General features: G+C 71.5%; 15 protein-coding genes and 1 tRNA gene. 2 read left to right on the forward strand and 14 right to left on the reverse strand.

Annotated elements, in window-relative coordinates; all coding sequences use genetic code 11:
* Positions 1-34 precede the first annotated feature (34 nt).
* The 4 genes from ACTWQH_RS21220 to polA form a co-directional block, all read right to left on the reverse strand.
* Entirely contained in the window at positions 35-985 is a 951-nt protein-coding gene (locus ACTWQH_RS21220; RefSeq protein ID WP_443288241.1) for a proteasome assembly chaperone family protein, read from the reverse strand.
* Between the two features lie 160 nt (positions 986-1145).
* Positions 1146-2654, reverse strand: coding sequence for a 30S ribosomal protein S1 (rpsA, locus tag ACTWQH_RS21225; protein WP_443288242.1), 1509 nt, complete (start codon positions 2652-2654; stop codon positions 1146-1148).
* Between the two features lie 389 nt (positions 2655-3043).
* A complete protein-coding gene (locus ACTWQH_RS21230) occupies positions 3044-4369 on the reverse strand; it encodes a lytic murein transglycosylase (protein WP_443288243.1) in 1326 nt (441 codons plus the stop codon).
* Between the two features lie 186 nt (positions 4370-4555).
* The gene (gene polA / locus ACTWQH_RS21235; protein WP_443288244.1) at positions 4556-7294 is read right to left on the reverse strand and encodes a DNA polymerase I; all 2739 of its coding nucleotides are present in this window, start codon (positions 7292-7294) and stop codon (positions 4556-4558) included.
* 76 nt (positions 7295-7370) lie between these two features.
* Between polA and ACTWQH_RS21240 the strand changes: the two genes are divergently transcribed.
* Positions 7371-7874, forward strand: a complete 504-nt coding sequence (locus tag ACTWQH_RS21240) for a PaaI family thioesterase (protein WP_443288245.1) — start codon at positions 7371-7373, stop codon at positions 7872-7874.
* Here ACTWQH_RS21240 and ACTWQH_RS21245 read toward each other — a convergent pair.
* From ACTWQH_RS21245 to ACTWQH_RS21270, 6 genes are all read right to left on the reverse strand, one after another.
* A complete protein-coding gene (locus tag ACTWQH_RS21245) occupies positions 7835-8593 on the reverse strand; it encodes an ABC transporter ATP-binding protein (RefSeq protein ID WP_443288273.1) in 759 nt (252 codons plus the stop codon). The genes ACTWQH_RS21240 and ACTWQH_RS21245 overlap by 40 nt on opposite strands.
* A gap of 32 nt (positions 8594-8625) precedes the next feature.
* On the reverse strand, positions 8626-9522 hold the full coding sequence (locus ACTWQH_RS21250; protein ID WP_443288246.1) for an ABC transporter ATP-binding protein: 897 nt from the start codon (positions 9520-9522) through the stop codon (positions 8626-8628).
* Positions 9519-10946 (reverse strand): branched-chain amino acid ABC transporter permease, encoded by a 1428-nt coding sequence (locus tag ACTWQH_RS21255; protein ID WP_443288247.1) that lies wholly within the window; start codon positions 10944-10946, stop codon positions 9519-9521. Before ACTWQH_RS21255 ends, ACTWQH_RS21250 begins: the two co-directional genes overlap by 4 nt.
* Positions 10943-11866: a branched-chain amino acid ABC transporter permease gene (locus ACTWQH_RS21260; RefSeq protein WP_443288249.1), complete on the reverse strand. Its 924-nt coding sequence runs from the start codon at positions 11864-11866 to the stop codon at positions 10943-10945. Before ACTWQH_RS21260 ends, ACTWQH_RS21255 begins: the two co-directional genes overlap by 4 nt.
* Positions 11867-11980: 114 nt before the next feature.
* Positions 11981-13234 (reverse strand): branched-chain amino acid ABC transporter substrate-binding protein, encoded by a 1254-nt coding sequence (locus ACTWQH_RS21265; protein ID WP_443288251.1) that lies wholly within the window; start codon positions 13232-13234, stop codon positions 11981-11983.
* Positions 13235-13498: 264 nt separating this feature from the next.
* Positions 13499-14173: an ANTAR domain-containing response regulator gene (locus ACTWQH_RS21270; protein WP_443288252.1), complete on the reverse strand. Its 675-nt coding sequence runs from the start codon at positions 14171-14173 to the stop codon at positions 13499-13501.
* A 94-nt stretch (positions 14174-14267) separates the two neighbouring features.
* On the opposite strand from ACTWQH_RS21270, the gene ACTWQH_RS21275 reads away from it, so the two are divergent.
* Positions 14268-14350 (forward strand) — tRNA-Leu (locus tag ACTWQH_RS21275).
* A 34-nt stretch (positions 14351-14384) separates the two neighbouring features.
* Here ACTWQH_RS21275 and ACTWQH_RS21280 read toward each other — a convergent pair.
* The 4 genes from ACTWQH_RS21280 to pyk form a co-directional block, all read right to left on the reverse strand.
* Positions 14385-15032, reverse strand: coding sequence for a cupin domain-containing protein (locus ACTWQH_RS21280; RefSeq protein ID WP_443288253.1), 648 nt, complete (start codon positions 15030-15032; stop codon positions 14385-14387).
* Positions 15033-15212: 180 nt separating this feature from the next.
* On the reverse strand, positions 15213-16154 hold the full coding sequence (locus ACTWQH_RS21285) for a PmoA family protein (RefSeq protein ID WP_443288254.1): 942 nt from the start codon (positions 16152-16154) through the stop codon (positions 15213-15215).
* Positions 16151-17389 (reverse strand): Gfo/Idh/MocA family protein, encoded by a 1239-nt coding sequence (locus tag ACTWQH_RS21290; RefSeq protein WP_443288255.1) that lies wholly within the window; start codon positions 17387-17389, stop codon positions 16151-16153. The genes ACTWQH_RS21285 and ACTWQH_RS21290 overlap by 4 nt, the downstream gene beginning before the upstream one ends.
* 103 nt (positions 17390-17492) lie before the next feature.
* Positions 17493-18926 (reverse strand): pyruvate kinase, encoded by a 1434-nt coding sequence (gene pyk, locus ACTWQH_RS21295; protein ID WP_443288256.1) that lies wholly within the window; start codon positions 18924-18926, stop codon positions 17493-17495.
* Between the last annotated feature and the right edge of the window lie 35 nt (positions 18927-18961).

The following is an 18961-nucleotide window of genomic DNA, read 5'->3' on the forward strand; positions in this document are numbered from 1 at the left end:
CGCGGCAGGCTATCCGCTGGGAACCGCCGGGGCCTCAGGCGGGGTCGTCGCCGTCCTCGCGCTCGGCGAGGAAGCGCTCGAAGACCTCGCCCAGCTCGTCGGCGGAGGGCAGCTCCACCGGCTCGGCCACCAGGCTGCCGCGCGTCGCCATCCCGGCGATGGCGTCGTACTGCTGCTCCAGGCCGCGGACGACGGCCACCAGTTCCGAGTCGCCCTCGGCCAGCTCGCGCTCGATCTCGTCCTGCGTCTTCAGCGCGCGGCTGCGCAGTATGTGGACCGCCTCGGGCAGCACCAGCCCGGTCGCGGCGGTGATGGTCTCCAGCACCACCAGCGCGGCGTCCGGGTAGCGGGACCGGGAGATGTAGTGCGGCACGTGCGCCGCCACGCCCAGCACGTCGTGGCCCGCCTCGGTCAGCCGCAGCTCGATCAGGGCGGAGGCGCTGGCGGGCACCTGCGCCTCGTCGAACAGGCCGCGGTGGCCGGGCACCAGGTCGATGCGGTTACCGTGCGGGGTCAGGCCGACCGGCCGGGTGTGCGGCACGCCCATCGGGATGCCGTGAAAGTTGACCGAGAGCCGCACCCGCAGCCGCTCGATGATCTGCTGGACGGCGGCGGCGAAGCTCTCCCACTCCACGTCCGGCTCGGGCCCCGACAGCACGAGGAACGGCTGGCGCGTCGCGTCGCGCAGCAGCAGCACCTCCAGCGACGGGGTGTCGTACGCCGTCCACCGGTCGCGCCGGAAGGTCATGGCCGGGCGCCGGGCGCGGTAGTCGACCAGGCGGTCGTGGTCGAAACGGGCCACCGTGACCTGCGGGCGGCCGTCCAGCAGCTCCTCGATCAGCTGCTCGCCGGTCTCGCCGGCGTCGATGAAGCCGCTCAGGTGGTACAGCAGCACAGGGCCCGCGCTGTCGTCGCCGCCGGTGGCCTGGTCTACCTGCTCAAGTCCTTCGGGATTCCATGTGTACAGATGCTGCGGATCGCGCACCTCACCGCACTCCTTCTGCCGTTTCCCGTGCACAGAGCACAACGCACCGTACCGCAGGGGCATTCCCCGGAGGTTTACCTGGAGGTTTCGCCGCAGGGAAACGGCCGGGCCCGCTCCCGAGGGAGCGGACCCGGCCGTGAGTGTCGGGTCGGGACGGGCGTCAGCTCTGCCCGCCGGCCAGCTTCTCGCGCAGGGCCGCCAGGGCCTCGTCGGAGGCCAGCGCCCCGGAGTCCTCCGAGGCGGGGGAGGAGTACGATCCGCCGCCGGAGCCGCCGGACTGGGAGGAGGCGGCGCCGCCGCCACTCCCGGACTCGGCCTCGGCCTGGGCGTCGGCCTCGCGGGACTTGATGACCTGCGCCTGGTGCTGCTCGAAGCGGGCCTGTGCCTCGGCGTACTGGCGCTCCCACTCCTCGCGCTGCTTCTCGTACCCGGGCAGCCAGTCGTTGGCCTCGGGGTCGAAGCCCTCGGGGTAGATGTAGTTGCCCTCGTTGTCGTACGAGGCGGCCATGCCGTAGAGCGTCGGGTCGAACTCCACCGCCATCGGGTCGGGCCCGAAGTTCTCGTTCGCCTGCTTGAGGGAGAGGCTGATGCGGCGGCGCTCCAGGTCGATGTCGATGACCTTGACGAAGATCTCGTCGTTGACCTGGACGACCTGCTCGGGGATCTCCACGTGGCGCTCGGCCAGCTCGGAGATGTGCACGAGGCCCTCGATGCCCTCGTCCACCCGGACGAACGCGCCGAAGGGCACCAGCTTGGTGACCTTGCCCGGCACGACCTGGCCGATCTGGTGGGTGCGGGCGAACTGCTGCCAGGGGTCCTCCTGGGTCGCCTTCAGCGACAGCGAGACCCGCTCGCGGTCCATGTCGACGTCCAGGACCTCGACCGTCACCTCCTGGCCGACCTCGACGACCTCGGAGGGGTGGTCGATGTGCTTCCAGGACAGCTCGGAGACGTGGACCAGGCCGTCCACGCCGCCCAGGTCCACGAAGGCGCCGAAGTTGACGATGGAGGAGACGACGCCGGAGCGCACCTGGCCCTTCTGGAGGGTGGTGAGGAAGGTCTGGCGGACCTCGCTCTGGGTCTGCTCCAGCCAGGCGCGCCGGGAGAGGACCACGTTGTTGCGGTTCTTGTCCAGCTCGATGATCTTGGCTTCGAGCTCCTTGCCGACGTACGGCTGGAGGTCACGAACCCGGCGCATCTCGACGAGGGAGGCGGGCAGGAAGCCACGCAGGCCGATGTCGAGGATCAAGCCGCCCTTGACAACCTCGATGACGGTGCCGGTGACAATGCCGTCCTCGTCCTTGATCTTCTCGATCGTGCCCCAGGCGCGCTCGTACTGGGCGCGCTTCTTGGAGAGGATGAGGCGGCCTTCCTTGTCCTCCTTCTGGAGGACAAGGGCTTCGATCTCGTCACCGACGGCGACGACCTCGTTGGGATCGACGTCGTGCTTGATCGACAGCTCCCGTGACGGGATGACGCCCTCGGTCTTGTAACCGATGTCGAGCAGGACCTCGTCCCGGTCGACCTTCACGATGACGCCGTCGACGATGTCGCCGTCGTTGAAGTACTTGATCGTCTCGTCGATCGCGGCGAGGAAGGCTTCCTCGGAACCGATGTCGTTGACCGCAACCTGCGGGCTGGTCACGGTGGGCTCGGTGCTGCTCGTCATGTGGTAAAGGGCTCCGGTACGGACATGGGGTCGTAGGCACTGCTACGCCGAAGGCCCTTATCGCACTGCCGAAGCCGGACAGCCTGAGAAGCGCTCTCCGATTATCCGAAACCGGAAGCGCCTCGACAACCGAGGGGACATACAACAGATGCGAGCGCGACCTGCTCCGTCTGAGGCGCGCAGGCCCGCAGCGCGTCTTATAGCATACGGGGGCTTCCGAGCAGGGTCAATGCGCGGTTCACCCCACGAAGGGCGCTATCGGGCCAAAGCTGGCGCGGCGCGGTTCGCGCGCAGCGCCACAGGGCGTGGCGCGGCGCGCGCCGAAAAAGGTTTGGCGATTCTACGGCGTGTGCCCGGCCGACCGGAAGAGACCGGTCCGGCCGGGCGGATCACCCGGCGGACCGGGTGCCGGAGTCGGTGAGGCCGAGCCCGTCGGTCAGCCCGGTGAGGCCGAGGGCGTCCGTCAGGTCGGTCAGGTCGGGAGAGTCGTCGGGCTCCTCGGGCTCGTCCGGCTGCTCCGGGTCCTCGGGGTCGGCCGGGTCGGCGGGCTCGTCCGGGTCGTCAGGGGTGGCCGGGGACGGGTCGGGCTCGGACGGCTCGCCGGGCGAGGTGCCGGGGTCCTCCGGCTCGCCGCCGCCCGCCGGACCCGGGGACGGCTTGTCCGGCTCCGGCTCGTCGTCCTGCTGTCCCTGGCCGTCCTGGCCGCCCTGACCGTCCTGCCCGGACGGCTCGCCGGGGCGCGAGGGGTTCGACGCCTGCTGGCCGTCCTGCGAGGCGGGCGAGGGCCCCTCGCCGTCGCCGCCGGGATTGCCCGCGCCCGGGGTGGTGGGCAGCGGTCCCTCGCCGTCCGGCACCTCCTGGACGCCCTGGAGGTAGTAGTCCAGCCAGGCCCGCACGGTGCGCACGTAGTCCCAGGAGTGGTTGTAGCTCAGCAACGCGCTGTTCAGGCCGTCGCCGTCGGTGAGGTCCCGGCCGCCCGCGCACAGGTAGTTGCCGGCGGCCAACGCCGCGTCGTACACGTTGTTCGGGTCGGCCCGCCCGTCGCCGTTGGCGTCGGTGCCCCAGTTCGCCCAGGTCGAGGGGATGAACTGCATCGGGCCCACCGCCCGGTCGTACGCCGCGTCGGCGTCCCACGCACCGCCGTCGGTGTCGAGGATCTGGGCGAAGCCGTCGCCGTTGAGCACCGGGCCGACAATCGGCTGAAACGTTGTGCCCTCGGCGTCGACCGCACCGCCCGCCGCGTGGCCGGACTCGACCTTGCCGATGGCCGCCAGCACCTCCCACCGCAGCCCGCAACCCGGGGTGGTGTCACGCAGCACCGCCGCGGCCCGGCGGTAGGCGTCCAGCACGGTGGCGGGGATGCCGGAGGCGGAGGCCGCGGCGTCCAGCGTCTGGGACCGCTCCGGCGCGCCGGGGTCGGCGACCTGCCGCATGGTCCGCTCGACCCGGTGCCCGATGGTGTCCAGCGGCGGCAGGTCGGTGTGGTACGGCAGGCTCAGGCCCTGGCCCGTCTCCGGCCGGGGCTCGGCCTCGGGGGCGGGTGCGGCGTCGGCGGGCGCGATGTCCTCCGGCCCGGAGGCCGGCGCGGCCGTCCCGCTCGCCAGCTGCTGCCCCTGAGAGGCCGTCAGCGCGGCCATCGCGAGCACCGCGGCCGCCGATCCCGAAATCCCCTTGTGAAGCTTGCCGTTACGCCCGGCCATGCGACGCCTGCCCATCCGCGTCCCCTCCATCCGCGTCCCGACGAACGGCATGACAGTACGACAGGCCGGGCGTTGGAAACAGGACGCATCGCGCCGATTGCACCGCAACGGTGCGAAGGGGCCATCAACTCTGCCCTGTCGGTCATCGGTGGGATGCCCCACCGCCCAACCGGGCGCTCGCTGCGGCCAGGCCGCGCAGCGTCAGTGTGCCGCCGACTCCCACGTGTCGCCGACGCCGACGGAGACGTCGAGCGGGGCGCGCAGGCGCACCGCGCCCGCCATCTCGCGGCGTACCAGCTCGGCGACGGGCTCGCGCTCGCCGGGGGCGACCTCCAGCACGATCTCGTCGTGGACCTGCAACAGCATGCGGGAGGCCAGCCCTTCCCGGGCGAGGGCCTCGTCCACCCGCAGCATCGCGATCTTGACGATGTCGGCGGCCGTGCCCTGGATCGGGGCGTTCAGCGCCATCCGCTCGGCCATCTCCCGCCGCTGCCGGTTGGAGCTGGTCAGATCCGGCAGGTACCTCCGGCGGCCCAGCATGGTCTGCGTGTACCCGATGGCCCTGGCCTCCTCCACCGCGTGCCGCAGGTAGTCCCGCACGCCGCCGAACCGCTCGAAGTAGGTGTCCATCAGCCCGCGCGCCTCCTCGGCGCTGATGCCGAGCTGCTGGGAGAGGCCGAACGCCGACAGGCCGTACGCCAGGCCGTAGCTCATCGCCTTGATCTTCCGCCGCATCTCGGCGTCGACCCGGTCCCGGGGCACGGAGAAGACCTGGGAGGCGACGGTGTCGTGCAGGTCCTCGCCCGAGGTGAACGCCTCGATGAGGCCGGCGTCCTGGGACAGGTGCGCCATCACGCGCAGCTCGATCTGGCTGTAGTCGGCCGTCATCAGCGACTCGAAGCCCTCGCCGACCACGAAGCCGCGCCGGATGGCCCGGCCCTCGTCGGTGCGGACCGGGATGTTCTGCAGGTTGGGGTCGGTGGACGACAGCCGCCCGGTGGCCGCCACCGTCTGCTGGAAGGTGGTGTGGATCCGGCCGTCGGAGGCGATGGTCTTGATCAGGCCCTCGACCGTGGTCCGAAGCCGGGCCTGCTCGCGGTGGCGCAGCATGATCACCGGCAGCTCGTGCTCGGTCTGCGTCGCCAGCCACGCCAGGGCGTCGGCGTCGGTGGTGTAACCCGTCTTGGTCCGCTTGGTCTTGGGAAGGCCCAGCTCGCCGAAGAACACCTCCTGGAGCTGCTTGGGCGAGCCGAGGTTGAACTCGTGCCCCACCGAGGCGTGCGCCTCGGCGACCGCCTGCTGGGTGGCCGCGGCGAACTGCTGCTCCAGCCGCTCCAGCCACGCCCGGTCGGCCGCGATGCCCGCCCGCTCCATGCGCGCCAGCAGCGCGGAGGTCGGCAGCTCCAGGTCGGCCAGCAGCTCCTTGGCGCCCACCTCCTCGAGCCGGGTGCCGAGGACGTCGCCCAGGTCGAGGACGGCGCGGGCCTGGCGCATCAGCGCCTCGGCCTCGGCCGTGTCGTCGGCGCCGAACGCCAGCTGTCCGCTGTCGTCGGCGGCCGGCTCCAGCTCGCGGCCGAGGAACTCCACGCTCAGCGCGTCCAGCGCGAAGGACCGGCGGCCCGGCTGCACCAGGTACGCCGCCAGCGCGGTGTCCGTGGTGACGCCCGCCAGCGACCAGCCGTGCTCGGCGAAGGCCCGCATCGCCGCCTTGGCCCCGTGCACCACCTTCGGCCGCGCGGCGTCGGCCGCCCAGGCGGTGAACGCCCGCTCGTCGGCCTCGTCCAGCCGCACCGGGTCGAACCAGGCGGCCGGCCCCTCCGGGGTGGCCAGCGCCACCGCCAGCACGTTCCCCGCGCCGAGCTTCCAGTCGTCCAGCAGCGTCAGGCCCAGCGGCCCGGCGCCGTGCTCCGCCAGCCAGGGCTCGAGCGCGCCCGACCCCATCACCTCGCCCGCGACGTCGGCGGCCTCGCCGAGCAGCGCCTGCTGCTGCTCCGCGCCCGGGTCCACGGCGAACAGCCGCTCCCGCAGGTTGGGGTTGCGGAACTCCAGGGCGTCCAGCAGCCCCAGCAGCGCGGTGGAGTCGTACGGCTCGCGCACCAGGTCCGCCGGGTCGCAGCCCAGCTCCACGTCCCGCACGAGCTCGGTCAGCTCGCGGTTCAGCAGTACAGAATCCAGGTGGTCGCGCAGGCTCTGCCCCGCCTTGCCCTTGATCTCGCCGGCGCGCTCGGCCAGCGCGGCCAGCGACCCGAACTGCGCCAGCCACTTGGCCGCCGTCTTCTCCCCCACGCCCGGGATGCCCGGCAGGTTGTCCGAGGGATCGCCGCGCAGCGCCGCGAAGTCCGGGTAACGCTCGGGTGTCAGGCCGTACTTCTCCTCCACCTTCTGCGGGGTGAAGCGCGTGAGCTCCGAGACGCCCTTCGTCGGGTAGAGCACGGTGACGCGGTCGCTCACCAGCTGGAAGGTGTCGCGGTCGCCCGTGACGATCGAGACCTGGAAGCCCTCGGCCGCCGCCCGGGTGGCCAGCGTGGCGATCACGTCGTCCGCCTCGAAGCCCTCGATGGCGAAGCGCCGCACCCGCATCGCGTCCAGCATCTCGCCGATCAGCTCCACCTGCCCGCGGAACTCGTCGGGCGTCGCCGACCGGTTCGCCTTGTACGACTCGAAGCGCTCCGAGCGCCACGTCGTGCGCGAGACGTCGAAGGCGACCGCCACATGCGTCGGCTCCTCGTCACGCAGCGTGTTCGCCAGCATGGAGGTGAAGCCGTAGATCGCGTTCGTCGGCTGGCCCACGGTGGTGGTGAAGTTCTCCGCGGGCAGCGCGAAGAAGGCGCGGTAGGCCAGCGAGTGCCCGTCGAGCAGGAGCAGGCGCGGCGCGCCCGTGCCGCCCGTGCCGCCGGTCTCGCTGGTCTGGTCGGTCGTCTGCGATGCGTTCTCAGCCACGCACCCGATCCTGCCACGGACCTCTGACAGTGACCCGGCCCGTGAGGCTTGAGGCCCCTCCTGATAGAACGCACCCATGGACGAGATCACCTCCACGCGGTTCCCCCGGCAGATCGTCGAGCAGTGGGCAGGGCTCGGCCTCGATCTCCCGTCCCTGTTCTCCGCCGGCGCTCTCGGCAAGCGCATGGGCGTGCGGGTGCTGGAGGCGTCCCCCGACAAGGTCCTCGGCACGATCCCCGTCGAGGGCAACACCCAGCCCTACGGCCTCTTCCACGGCGGCGCCTCGGCGGTGCTGGCCGAGACGCTCGGCTCGGTCGGCGCCATGCTGCACGCCGGGCCCGGCAAGATCGCCGTGGGCGTGGACCTCAACTGCACCCACCACCGGCCCGTGCGCGCCGGCCTGATCACCGGCCTCGCCACGCCCGCCCACACCGGCCGGACCTCCGCGACCTACGAGATCGTCCTCACCGACGAGCGCGGCAAGCGCGTCTGCACCGCGCGGCTGACCTGCGCCCTGCGGCCCGCCGCACAGCCCCAGCCTCAGTCGTCCGAGTCCGGCTCCTCCGACTCGCCCAGGTAGGCCGCGCGCACCCGCGGGTTCGACAGCAGCGCCGACGCCTGGTCGTTCATGACGACCTCGCCGGTCTCCAGCACGTACCCGCGGTCGGCGAGCTGGAGCGCCTGCGCGGCGTTCTGCTCGACGAGCAGCAGGGTGGTGCCCTGCACGTTGATCTCCTTCAGGATCTCGAAGATCTGCTGGACGATCAGCGGCGCCAGCCCCATCGACGGCTCGTCGAGCAGCAGCAGCTCGGGCTTGCCCATCAGCGCCCGCCCGATGGCCAGCATCTGCTGCTCGCCGCCGGAGAGGGTGCCGCCGAGCTGCTTGCGCCGCTCGGCCAGCACCGGGAAGAGCGTGAACACCCGGTCCAGGTCCGCCGGGTCGGGCCGCCGCAGCCGGTACGCCCCCATCTGGAGGTTCTCCAGCACCGTCATCCGGGGGAAGACGCGCCGCCCCTCGGGCACGTGCCCGATGCCGAAGTGCACCAGCTCGTGCGAGGCGATGCCGTCCACGCGCTCGCCGCGCAGCAGCACCTGGCCGGCGCGCGGGCGCAGCATCCCCGAGGCGGCCTTCAGCGTGGTGGACTTCCCGGCGCCGTTGGCGCCGAGCAGCGCGACGACCTCGCCCTCGCCGACGGTGAGGCTGACGCCCTTCAACGCCTCGATGGCGCCGTAGAACACGCGCAGGTCCCGCAGCTCCAGCAGCGCCGGCGCGGGGCCGTCGTCCTCCGCCTCGCCCAGCGGCTCGCGGTCCTTCTCCAGCTGGACGTCCGTCACGCCCCCGCCTCCTTGTCCACAACGTCGGCAACATCGGCAACGTCGGCGGCATCCGCGGCATCCGCGACGTCCGCGGCGTCCTCGCTCGGCTTGCCGAGGTACGCCTCGATCACGGCCGGGTCCCGCTGCACCTCGTCCGGCAGCCCTTCGGCGATCTTCCTGCCGAAGTTGAGCACCGCGACCCGGTGTGCCACCGACATCACCAGCCGCATGTCGTGCTCGATCAGCAGCACGGAGACGCCCAGCTCCTCGTTGATGCGCCGGATCAGCCCCTCCAGGTCCCGCTTCTCGGTGGGGTTGGTGCCGGCCGCCGGCTCGTCGAGCAGCAGCAGCTCGGCGCCGGTCGCCAGCGCCCGCGCGATCTCCAGCCGCCGCTGCTCGCCGTAGCTGAGCGCGGAGGCCAGCTCGTTGATGCGGCGCCCGAGTCCCACGAAGGTCATCACCTCGTGCGCCCGCCGGTCGCTCTCGGCCTCGTCGCGGCGGGCGTTGGGCAGCCCGAGCATGATCGAGATCGGGTCGGTCTTCTGCCGCGTCTCGACCGCGATCTTCACGTTCTCGATCGCGGTCAGCGCCCCGAAGAGCCGGATGTTCTGGAAGGTGCGGGCCACGCCGAGGCGGCTGATCTTGTGCGGCTTGCGCCCGCGCAGCTCGTAGGTGCCGCCGCGGCTGGGCGCGAAGGTGATGGTGCCCGCCTGCGGCACGTACGCGCCGGTCAGGGAGTTGAACAGCGAGGTCTTCCCCGCGCCGTTCGGGCCGATCACGGCCAGGATCTCGCCCCGCGTCATGCGCAGGCTCACCGCGTCCAGGCACGTCAGGCCCCCGAAGCGCAGCGTCAGGCCCGAGGCCACCAGGACCTCGTCGGTCCCGGTCCTCGTCTCGGTCTTCGTCGTCATGGCTTCTCCACTCCCGGCACGGCCGTCGGCGCCGCCTCACCGCTCGCGCCCGGCACGGAGCCGCCGAGCCCGCTGCCCGCGACGCCCGCCTCGGCCAGCCGCAGCTCCCGCTGCCGCCGCCGGGAGGGCAGCAGGCCCTGCGGGCGGTAGATCATCATGACCACCAGCACCGCGCCCAGGTACATGTAACGGTCCGCCGGATCGACGGAGTCACGCAACTGCTCCGGCAGCCACACCAGCACCGCCGCGCCCGCCATCACGCCGGGGATGGAGCCCATTCCACCGAAGATGACGTACGACAGCACCAGCACCGACATCAGCACCAGGAACATCTCGGAGTTGATGAAGCCCTGCTTGCTGGCGTAGACCACGCCGGCGACGCCCGAGGTGGAGGCGCCGATGGCGAACGCCAGCAGCTTGAACCGCACCGTGTCCACGCCGGTGGCGGCGGCCGCCACCTCGTCCTCGCGGATCGCCGTCCAGGACCGCCCGACCCGCGAGTGCTCGAGCCGCAGGAAGAAGAAGATGATCAGGGCGGCGAAGACGAGCTGGAGGTAGTAGTACGGCACCGGGTCCAGGCCCCACTCGTAGGAGAGGAAGCCGAGGTCCAGCGAGAAGTCGTCCACCCCGTCGGGGGTGCCGCGCGTGCCGCCGGTGAAGCCCGTCCAGTTGCGCGCCATCAGGTACACGATCTCGTGGAAACCGAGCGTGACGATGGCCAGATAGTCGCCGCGCAGCCGCAGCGTCGGCGCCCCGAGCAGCACGCCCGCGATCAGGCAGGTCGCCACGGCCAGCGGGATCACCAGGAAGTTGTTCAGCTCGATGGGCGGCTTGGCGGGCAGTCCGCCCGTCCAGTACGCCGCGCTGTAGGCGCCGATCGCGAAGAAGGCGATGAAGCCGAGGTCCAGCATGCCCGCCCAGCCGATGACGACGTTCAGGCCGATGGCCAGCAGAATGTAGATGCCGATCTGGTCGACCAGCACCTGCTGCCAGTAGGTCTGCACCATCTGCGGCAGCAGGATCAGGAAGCCCACCCCCGCCGCCAGGGCGGCCCAGCGGATGCGCCGGTCGGCGCGCCAGAGGTCCGAGGCCTTGCCGGCCGGGCCGGCCGTGCCCTCCTTGGCCCACGTCACCAGGGCGCTCGTCCGCTCGTGCAGGAACTCCCGTATCGCCCATATCGCGAGGAAGACGGCGATCCATATGCCCATGCCGGGGCTGGTGAAGTTGTCCTCCAGCGCCGCGAACAGGTCGTTGCGCACGCCCTGCGCGCCGGTGACGTTGGCGACGATCACGGCCGTCAGCAGCATCGTGCCGAGCCGCCGCCACCGCGGCTGCTGGTACCAGCGCACCCGCCGCAGCCGCTCGGCCGACGGCCGCCTCGGCTGGCCCGGCCGGGCCTTGTCCGTCGTGGTCTCCGCGCTCATGCGGTCCTCCCAACGCGCTCGCCGAGGATGCCCGTCGGGCGGAGCATCAGCACCAGCACCAGCACCGCGAACGCCCCGACGTACCGCCAGGCGTCGCTGGACAGCTCGACGGTGAACGCCTCCACCACGCCGAGCGTCAGCCCGCCCAGCATGGCGCCGCGCACGTTCCCGATCCCGCCGAGCACGGCCGCGGCGAACGCCGTGATCCCCGGCAGGAAGCCCATCGTGTACTCGACCTGGAGGTTGGTCCCGAAGAGGAACCCGGCGACGCCGCCCATCAGCCCGCCCAGGACGAAGGTCCGGGACACGACCTTGTCGATGTTCACGCCCATCAGCGAGGCGACCTCCGCGTCCTGCGCGACCGCCCGGATGCCCGCCCCCATCTTGGTGCGGTTCACCACGAAGTCCACGGTGATCAGCATCAGCACCGCCGAGACCAGAATCAGCAGCTGGGTGATGTTGATGCTCGCGCCGAAGACGGAGAAGAGCCGCTTGTTCTCGTACATGTCCGGCATGGGGATCGGATAGCGCCCGAACAGCTTCCCCGCCAGGTTGTAGAGAAAGAACGACGCGCCGATCGCCGTGATCAGGAACACCAGACGCGGCGCGTTCCGTCTGCGCAGCGGCTTGTACGCCGCCTTCTCCAGACCGAACGCCACGACGCCGCCGATCAGCGCGCCCCCGATCATGCCGAGCAGCACGTAGAGCACCGACTGGACGGGCGAGGGATCAGCGGCCGGCTCGAAGATCGTCAGCGCGATCAGCCCGCCGTAGCCGCCGGCCATGAACACCTCGCTGTGCGCGAAGTTCAGCAGCTGGAGCACGCCATAGACAAGGGTGTAACCGATGGCGATGACCGCATAGAGCGAGCCGAGAATCAAGCCCAGGACTAGGACTTCCCAGATATCCGATGGGGACATGTACGTAACTTCCGTAACTTCCTCGTGGGAACGAGCGGGACCACTGCGAGCTGAAGGCAGCCGGCGCGGGGATGGCCCGCACCGGCCGCCGCGAAACCTTTCTTCGCTGGGCCCTCAGCCGCCGGTTACCTCGCTGGTCTCGCCGAGATAGCCGATCGCACCGCCATCGACCTGGTAGAAGTAGATCGTGTCGTTGACGAACTCGCCGTTGTCGTCGAACGCGAATTCCTTCGTCAGGCCCTCGTAGGTCATACCGGCCAGCTGGTCGTACAGTTCCTCGCGCGTGGGGTCGCCGCCCAGCTCCCCGATCGCCTCGATGATCATCTTCGTGGCGTCGTAGGACTCGGCGGAGTAGGTGCCCGGCGGCTCGTCGTAGGCCTCCTGGTAGCGCTCGGCGAACTGCGCGGTCGCCTCGTTCTGCGTGGCGTCGGTGCACGGGCAGGTCAGGTACCAGCCCTCCGAGGCGTCGCCCGCCAGGTTGACCAGCTCGGCGTCGTTGGAGCCGTCACCCGAGATCCCGATGCCGTCGTAGCCGGCCTCGCCGAGGCGCGTGATGAACGGCCCCAGGTCGGCGTAGTACCCGGCGTAGATCAGGGCGTCCACCCCGGAGTCGGCCACCGTCCGGGCGGCGCTGGAGTAGTCCGGCGTGGCTCCCGCCCCCGGCACGGTCTCCCGCTGGACGGACAGGCCCTCGTCCTCGAGGGTCGTCACGGCCTGGTCCGACAGGCCCTCGCCGTACGGCGAGCCGTCGCTGATCACCATGACCGACTCGACGTCGTCGCGGGAGGCGAGGAACTCGCCCATCGCCGTGCCCTGCGCGTTGTCGTTGGGCACGGCGCGCAGGAAGGTCTCGAAGCCCTCCTGGGTCAGCGTGGGGTTGGTCGCCGAGGTGGTCATCGCCGTCAGGCCCGACTCGCTGTACAGCGGCAGGGCGACCTCGGAGGGGCCGGAGAACGCCGGGCCGATGGTGGCGACCACGTCCGGGTCGTCGATGGCGAGCTGGGCGGCCGTCGTGGCCTGCCCCTCGACGCCGCCGTCGTCGGCCGGGAAGTACTCCAACTCGAAGTCGTAGTCACCCGATTCATTCGCCTCGTCAATGGCGAGCTGAATGCCGTTCTCCATATTCTGGCCAAGCGCGACGTTGTCGCCTGAAAGCGGCCCTTGATAGGCGATCTTGATGGCACCGCCACTGCCACCACCGCACCCGGCCAGCAGGGACGCGCCAGCGGCGATGGCGACGGGTATCGCAAGCCGCACGATGGATTTGTTTCGCACTTCGAAAAACCCCCTGGAGCGGGCGCAAGAGATGACATCGTCGCCGCACTGCCACGGGGGCGCACTTGAGCACACACGTGAACCACGGAACACGACGGTGCGGCGTGCAGCGGAATCTATTGCCCCGCGCGCCCCTCAGACACATCACAGCGACAGTTGTGATCGATGCGTGACCTCAGAGACATGCCGGAAACAGAACAGAGCCGTCCGGTAACCGGACGATCCAGCCAAGACCACCCATCCCGGACCAGGGCGAACCTCAGATAAAGCTCAAACGGTCAGGGTGCGGCCGGTGGAGCAACCCGGCCGCACCCTGACCGCTGGGGCGCGATTCCCGCGAGCGTGGTGCGCTCGCTCCTACTTCTGTTTCTGCTGCTTCTTCTCCACCGCGTCCTGGATGACGGCCTCGGCGACCTGGTGCATCGACAGCCTGCGGTCCATCGAGGTCTTCTGAATCCACCGGAACGCCGCCGGCTCGGTCAGCCCGTACTGCGTCTGGAGGACGCTCTTGGCCCGGTCCACCAGCTTCCGCGTCTCCAGCCGCTGCGCGAGATCGGCGACCTCCTTGGAGAGGGTCCTCATCTCGTTGAAGCGCGAGACGGCGATCTCGATGGCGGGCACCACGTCGGACTTGCTGAACGGCTTCACCAGATACGCCATCGCGCCCGCGTCCCGCGCCCGCTCCACGAGGTCGCGCTGGGAGAACGCCGTCAGCATCAGCACCGGCGCGATCCCCTCGGCCGCGATCTGCTCGGCGGCGGAGATCCCGTCGAGCACCGGCATCTTCACGTCCAGGATCACCAGGTCGGGCCCCAGCTCGCGCGCCAGCTCCACGGCCTGCTGCCCGTCGCCCGCCTCCCCCACCACGGTGTACCCCTCCTCCTCCAGCATCTCCTTCAGGTCGAGCCGGATCAGGGCCTCGTCCTCGGCGATGACGACGCGGGTGGTGTGGGGAGGGACGTGCGCGCTCTCGTCACCGGCGGCCTCGGCGGCGGGTGTGGCGGACGTGTCGGGGACGTCGGGGGTGCTCACGATGCTCCTCGGTTTCTGCCAGGTGGGGCACCATTGAGAGTACCCAGTCGATGCCGTCGGCGCTGAGCCGGTAGACTCCCGGTGCGCCGCAAGGGCCGGGTTGGTGGAACGGTATACACGGAGGTCTCAAAAACCTCTGCCCGCGAGGGCGTGCGGGTTCGAATCCCGCACCCGGCACCGCTCACGCAGCGGCTGCTCCCCGCCGTACGGACTACTCCCCGTAGTAGGGCAGGGTCGCCCCCGGCACCTCGTACTCCTGGCGCCGGCCGCACATCCCGAACCCCGCGTCCCGGGTGGGACCGGTGGTGTGGAGCGCCGCCTCCCACAGGTGAGCCGGGTCGGACTTCTCCAGGGCGTCGAGCTGCGCGCCGGTGGCCTCGGCCGCCGCGAGCGCGCCCGCCCGCCACCGCTCGCGCCACTCGGCGACCTTCGGGCCGACGAGCCGGGCCGCGGCCTCGTGGAACGCCCGCAGCGGGGCCGTCTCGCCCCGCCGGACGGCGTCCCGCAGCACCATGTACCCCTCGACCGCAAGATCGCGGCGCCGCCGGGCCGCCTCCTCCGCCGCCGGGCCCTCGCGGGCCGGGAGCGCGGCGGCCGCGGCGTAGGCCTCGGGGTCGGCCAGCAGCGCGGGCGGGAAGGTGAAGACGGCGTCGCCGGCCTCGGGCAGGCCGCTGTTCTGCATCAGGACGGTCACCCGCAGCGCGCCGTCGCCGTTGATCATCCGGTGGATGGTGCCGGGGGTGAACCAGGCCACGGCCCCGGGGCGCAGCGGCGTCTCGGCGTACCCGGACGGTGTCAGGGTCTGCACCGCGCCCTCGCCCGCCGTGACGACGTACGCCTCGGCGCAGGCCAGGTGCATGTGCGGGCTGCCGCCGCGGACGCCGTCCGCGGCGGGCTGCCGCCGCGGACGCCGTCCGCGGCGGGCCAGGGGTAGGCGCTGATGTGGGAGAGGCCGACGGCCCCGGGGAGGGGGTTGGGCAGGTTCACGGAACTCATGGAACCGGGCCTTCCTTACCAGTTACCGATTGCCAGTTGCCATCTACCAGGGGTGGGTCTTCAGGTACCGCTCGGTGTGGTCGGTGTCCCAGGCGCCGTCGGCGACGACGACGCGGTAGCGGTAGGAGAAGGATGCCCCGGGAGCCAGCTCGAACTCCTCGAAGAACGCCCAGGAGAACGCGACCGTCGGCGTCTCGCCCGCACGGACGAACCAGTGCGAGGGGTGGATGGCGCCGGCGGTGTCGGCGTTCTCCGGGGCGTGGACGAAGACGAGCGTCGAGTGGGCGTCGACGTCGTCGCGCTCGGCGGCGTACGCGATCCAGGGGGCGTCGGCCGCCGGGGTGCCCATGGTGGCCTCGTCGGTGCCGGGGCCCTCGGGGGTGAGGACCTGGCCGCCGGCGAAGTCGCGGGGGCCGCGCCAGTGGAGGCCGGTGTAGCCGGCCATCTCGCGCCCGGCGGTGGTGGGGCTGCCGAAGTGGAGGGGCTCGCCGCGGGTGTTGGTGAGCTGGATCGTCCAGTCCAGCGCCCAGGCGCCCTCGGCGGGCTCGGCCGAGTGGATGGTGAGGGTGCGTGCCTCGCGGGCCCACTCCTCGCCGGGGTGGTTGAGCCAGGTGAGGTTCTCCGCGATGTGGACGGCGTCCCCGGCGGCGTCGAGGCGGACGAAGTCGTCGTGGCGCATGGAGCCGACGCGCTCGGGGACGCGCTGGTAGCCCACCTCGGGGTTCAGGTAGGAGTTGCCGCCCCAGAGGTTGTGCCCGGAGAGGTGGCTGGCCGTCATCTGGATGCCCTTGTGCCAGCGGTGGTCGTTGGGGCGGTAGCCGGTCACGAGGTTCCCGGCGAGGGTGCGCACCGGGTGGGCGTAGGGCTTGCGCGACTCGAACGGGTCGGGGTCGGGGCGGTAGACGTAGGAGAGGATCTCGACATCGCCGGCGGCCACGGCGATCCGGTCGCCGAGGTGATGGGTGACGGTGAGGGGGGCGGTCACGGGTGGGTCTCCTCGGTCTCCGTATGTGTCTGGCCTGACGCACTGGGCGGGGTCGGCGCCCAGTCGGGGTGGTCGCCGTGCATGGCGGCGTAGAAGGGGTCACCCTCGGTGATCTCGCCGGCGCTGACGGGACGTGAGGTGAACGCGGCCTTGTAGAGGGCGGCGTTGAACTCCAGGGTGCGGCGGGCGTCGTGGCCGCTGCCGGGTGGGCGGGTGCGCTCGCGCATCGCGGTGAGGATGCCGTCGAGCTGCGCGGTGTGCGAGCTGGGTATGTCCTGCGCCGGGGTGCGCCAGCGCTTGACGCGCTCCTCGTCGTCCAGGCCCGGGCGCGGCGTGTAGACCCAGTCCTCGTTGCGGTGGCCGTAGAGGTGGGTGAGCTCGACGGTCGCCTCGTCGCAGTCGATGCGGATGCGGCTGACCTCGTCCGGCGACAGCACGCTGTTGACGACGGTGCCGAGCGCGCCGCCGGCGAACCGGACCAGCGCGGTGGCGACGTCCTCGCTCTCCACGCGGTGCACCAGGCGCGCGGCCATCGCGCGGACCTCGGTCCAGTCGCCGAGGAGGTGGAGGAGGAGGTCGGTCTGGTGGATGCCGTGCCCCATGGTGGGGCCGCCGCCCTCGGTCGCCCACCGGCCGCGCCAGGGGACCTCGAAGTAGGCGGTGTCGCGGTACCAGGTGGTCTGGCAGTGGGCGACGCGGGGGCGGCCGAGCTCGCCGGAGTCCAGCAGGGCGCGGGCGTGGACGGCGCCGGAGCCGTAGCGGTGCTGGGCGACGACGGCGGCGTACGGCCCGCCCTCGCGCTCGGCCGCGGCGATGGCGTCGAACTCGGCGAGGGAGAGGCACAGCGGCTTCTCGCACCACACCCACGCTCCGGCGTTCAGCGCGGCGACGGTCTGCGGCAGGTGGAGGCCGGGCGGGGTGCCGATGACGACCAGGTCGGGGCGTTCGGCCCGGAGCATCGCGTCGAGGTCGGTGTAGCCGGTGACCGGGCCGAGGGGGTGGTCACCGTCGCCGCCGAGGTCCTGGGCGGCCCGGCGGAAGGCGGCGAGCCGGCCGGGGTCGAGGTCGACGGCGGCCACGAGTTCGGCGCGGTCGCGGTGGGCCGCGATGGCGGGCAGGTGGCAGCCGGTGGTGATACCGCCCGTGCCGACGACCGCGGTCCTCAGGCGGGGCGGGGCCCCGCGGTCGGGAGACGGCCCGGTGGGCGAGACGGCTGATGGATCGGGGTCGGGCATGTGTGCGGCTCCCGCAGTAAGCGCTTTCAGAGCGGGAACCAGCACACCATGCGAGGCCGCGCGAAGCAAGAGGGCCCCGTCAAGCCACCCCGGACGCCCCGGACTACCGCGGGGCGTCGTCCTCGCCGACGTGGTGGACCCGGACCAGGTTGGTGGTGCCGGGGGTGGCCGGGGGCGAGCCCGCCGTCATCACCACGACGTCGCCCTTGCGGCAGCGCCCGAGCCGCAGCAGCTGCTCGTCCATCTGCGCCACCATCTCGTCCGTGGTCCGCACGGTCGGGACGAGGTAGGTCTCCACCCCCCAGCTGAGGGTGAGTTGGGCGTGGGTCGCGGGGTCGGGGGTGAAGGCGACGACGGGGATCGGCGAGCGGTAGCGCGAGAGCCGGCGGGCGGTGTCGCCGCTCTGGGTGAAGGCGACGAGCAGCGCCGCGCCCAGGAAGTCGCCGATCTCGGCGGCGGCGCGGGCCACCGCCCCGCCCTGGGTGCGGGGCTTGGCGCTCTCGGCCAGCGGCGCGAGGCCGCCCGCGAGCATGTCCTCCTCGGCGGCGCGGACGATGCGGCTCATGGTGCGCACCGTCTCGACGGGGTGGCGCCCCACGCTGGTCTCGCCGGAGAGCATCACGGCGTCGGTGCCGTCCATCACGGCGTTGGCGACGTCGGAGGCCTCGGCGCGGGTGGGGCGGGAGTTCTCGATCATCGAGTCGAGCATCTGCGTCGCGACGATGACCGGCTTGGCGTTCCGCCTGGCGAGCGCGATCGCGCGCTTCTGCACCAGCGGCACACGCTCCAGGGGGACTTCGACGCCGAGGTCGCCGCGGGCGACCATGATCCCGTCGAAGGCGTCGACGATGTCCCGCAGGTTGTCCTCGGCCTGCGGCTTCTCGATCTTGGCGATGACGGGGAGGAAGCGGCCCTCCTCCGCCATGACGCGGTGGACGTCCTTGATGTCGTCGCCGCTGCGCACGAAGGACAGGGCGATGATGTCGACGCCGGCGCGCAGCGCCCAGCGCAGGTCCTCGATGTCCTTGGCGGAGAGCGCGGGGACGGAGACCGCCACGCCGGGGAGGTTGATGCCCTTGTGGTCGGAGACCAGGCCGCCCTCGGCGACGACGGTGCGGACGCGGGAGCCCTCGACGGCGGCGACGTCGAGCGCGACGCGGCCGTCGTCGATGAGGATGCGCTCGCCGGGCGTGACGTCGGCGGCCAGGCCGGCGTAGGTGGTGCCGCAGTGGTGCTGGTCGCCGGGGACCTCGTCGGTGGTGATGGTGAATTCGTCGCCGGTTTCCAGCAGGACGGGGCCCTCGGTGAAGGTGCCGAGCCGGATCTTCGGGCCCTGGAGGTCCGCGAGAATTCCGGTGCTGCGCCCCTTTTCCTCGGCGGCGCGGCGGACGCGCTGGTAGCGGAGCTCGTGCTCGCGGTGGCTGCCGTGGCTGAGGTTGAGGCGGGCGACGTCCATTCCCGCCTCGACAAGGGCCGCGATGCGCTCATATGAGTCGATAGCAGGCCCAAGTGTGCAGACGATTTTTGCTCGGCGCATAGCCCAACCCTAGGAGTTACCCGCAAGTAGAGAGC

This window comes from Streptomyces sp. 6N223 (genome assembly GCF_052246635.1).
GTDB lineage: Bacteria > Actinomycetota > Actinomycetes > Streptomycetales > Streptomycetaceae > Streptomyces.

Bases quoted from the DNA above. Each gene is read 5' to 3' on its own strand.
- rpsA (WP_443288242.1), bottom strand. From the start codon at position 2,654: ATGACGAGCAGCACCGAGCCCACCGTGACCAGCCCGCAGGTTGCGGTC.
- ACTWQH_RS21230 (WP_443288243.1), bottom strand. From the start codon at position 4,369: ATGGGCAGGCGTCGCATGGCCGGGCGTAACGGCAAGCTTCACAAGGGG.
- ACTWQH_RS21240 (WP_443288245.1), top strand. From the start codon at position 7,371: ATGGACGAGATCACCTCCACGCGGTTCCCCCGGCAGATCGTCGAGCAG.
- ACTWQH_RS21250 (WP_443288246.1), bottom strand. From the start codon at position 9,522: ATGACGACGAAGACCGAGACGAGGACCGGGACCGACGAGGTCCTGGTG.
- ACTWQH_RS21255 (WP_443288247.1), bottom strand. From the start codon at position 10,946: ATGAGCGCGGAGACCACGACGGACAAGGCCCGGCCGGGCCAGCCGAGG.
- ACTWQH_RS21260 (WP_443288249.1), bottom strand. From the start codon at position 11,866: ATGTCCCCATCGGATATCTGGGAAGTCCTAGTCCTGGGCTTGATTCTC.
- ACTWQH_RS21280 (WP_443288253.1), bottom strand. From the start codon at position 15,032: ATGCACCTGGCCTGCGCCGAGGCGTACGTCGTCACGGCGGGCGAGGGC.
- ACTWQH_RS21290 (WP_443288255.1), bottom strand. From the start codon at position 17,389: ATGCCCGACCCCGATCCATCAGCCGTCTCGCCCACCGGGCCGTCTCCC.
- pyk (WP_443288256.1), bottom strand. From the start codon at position 18,926: ATGCGCCGAGCAAAAATCGTCTGCACACTTGGGCCTGCTATCGACTCA.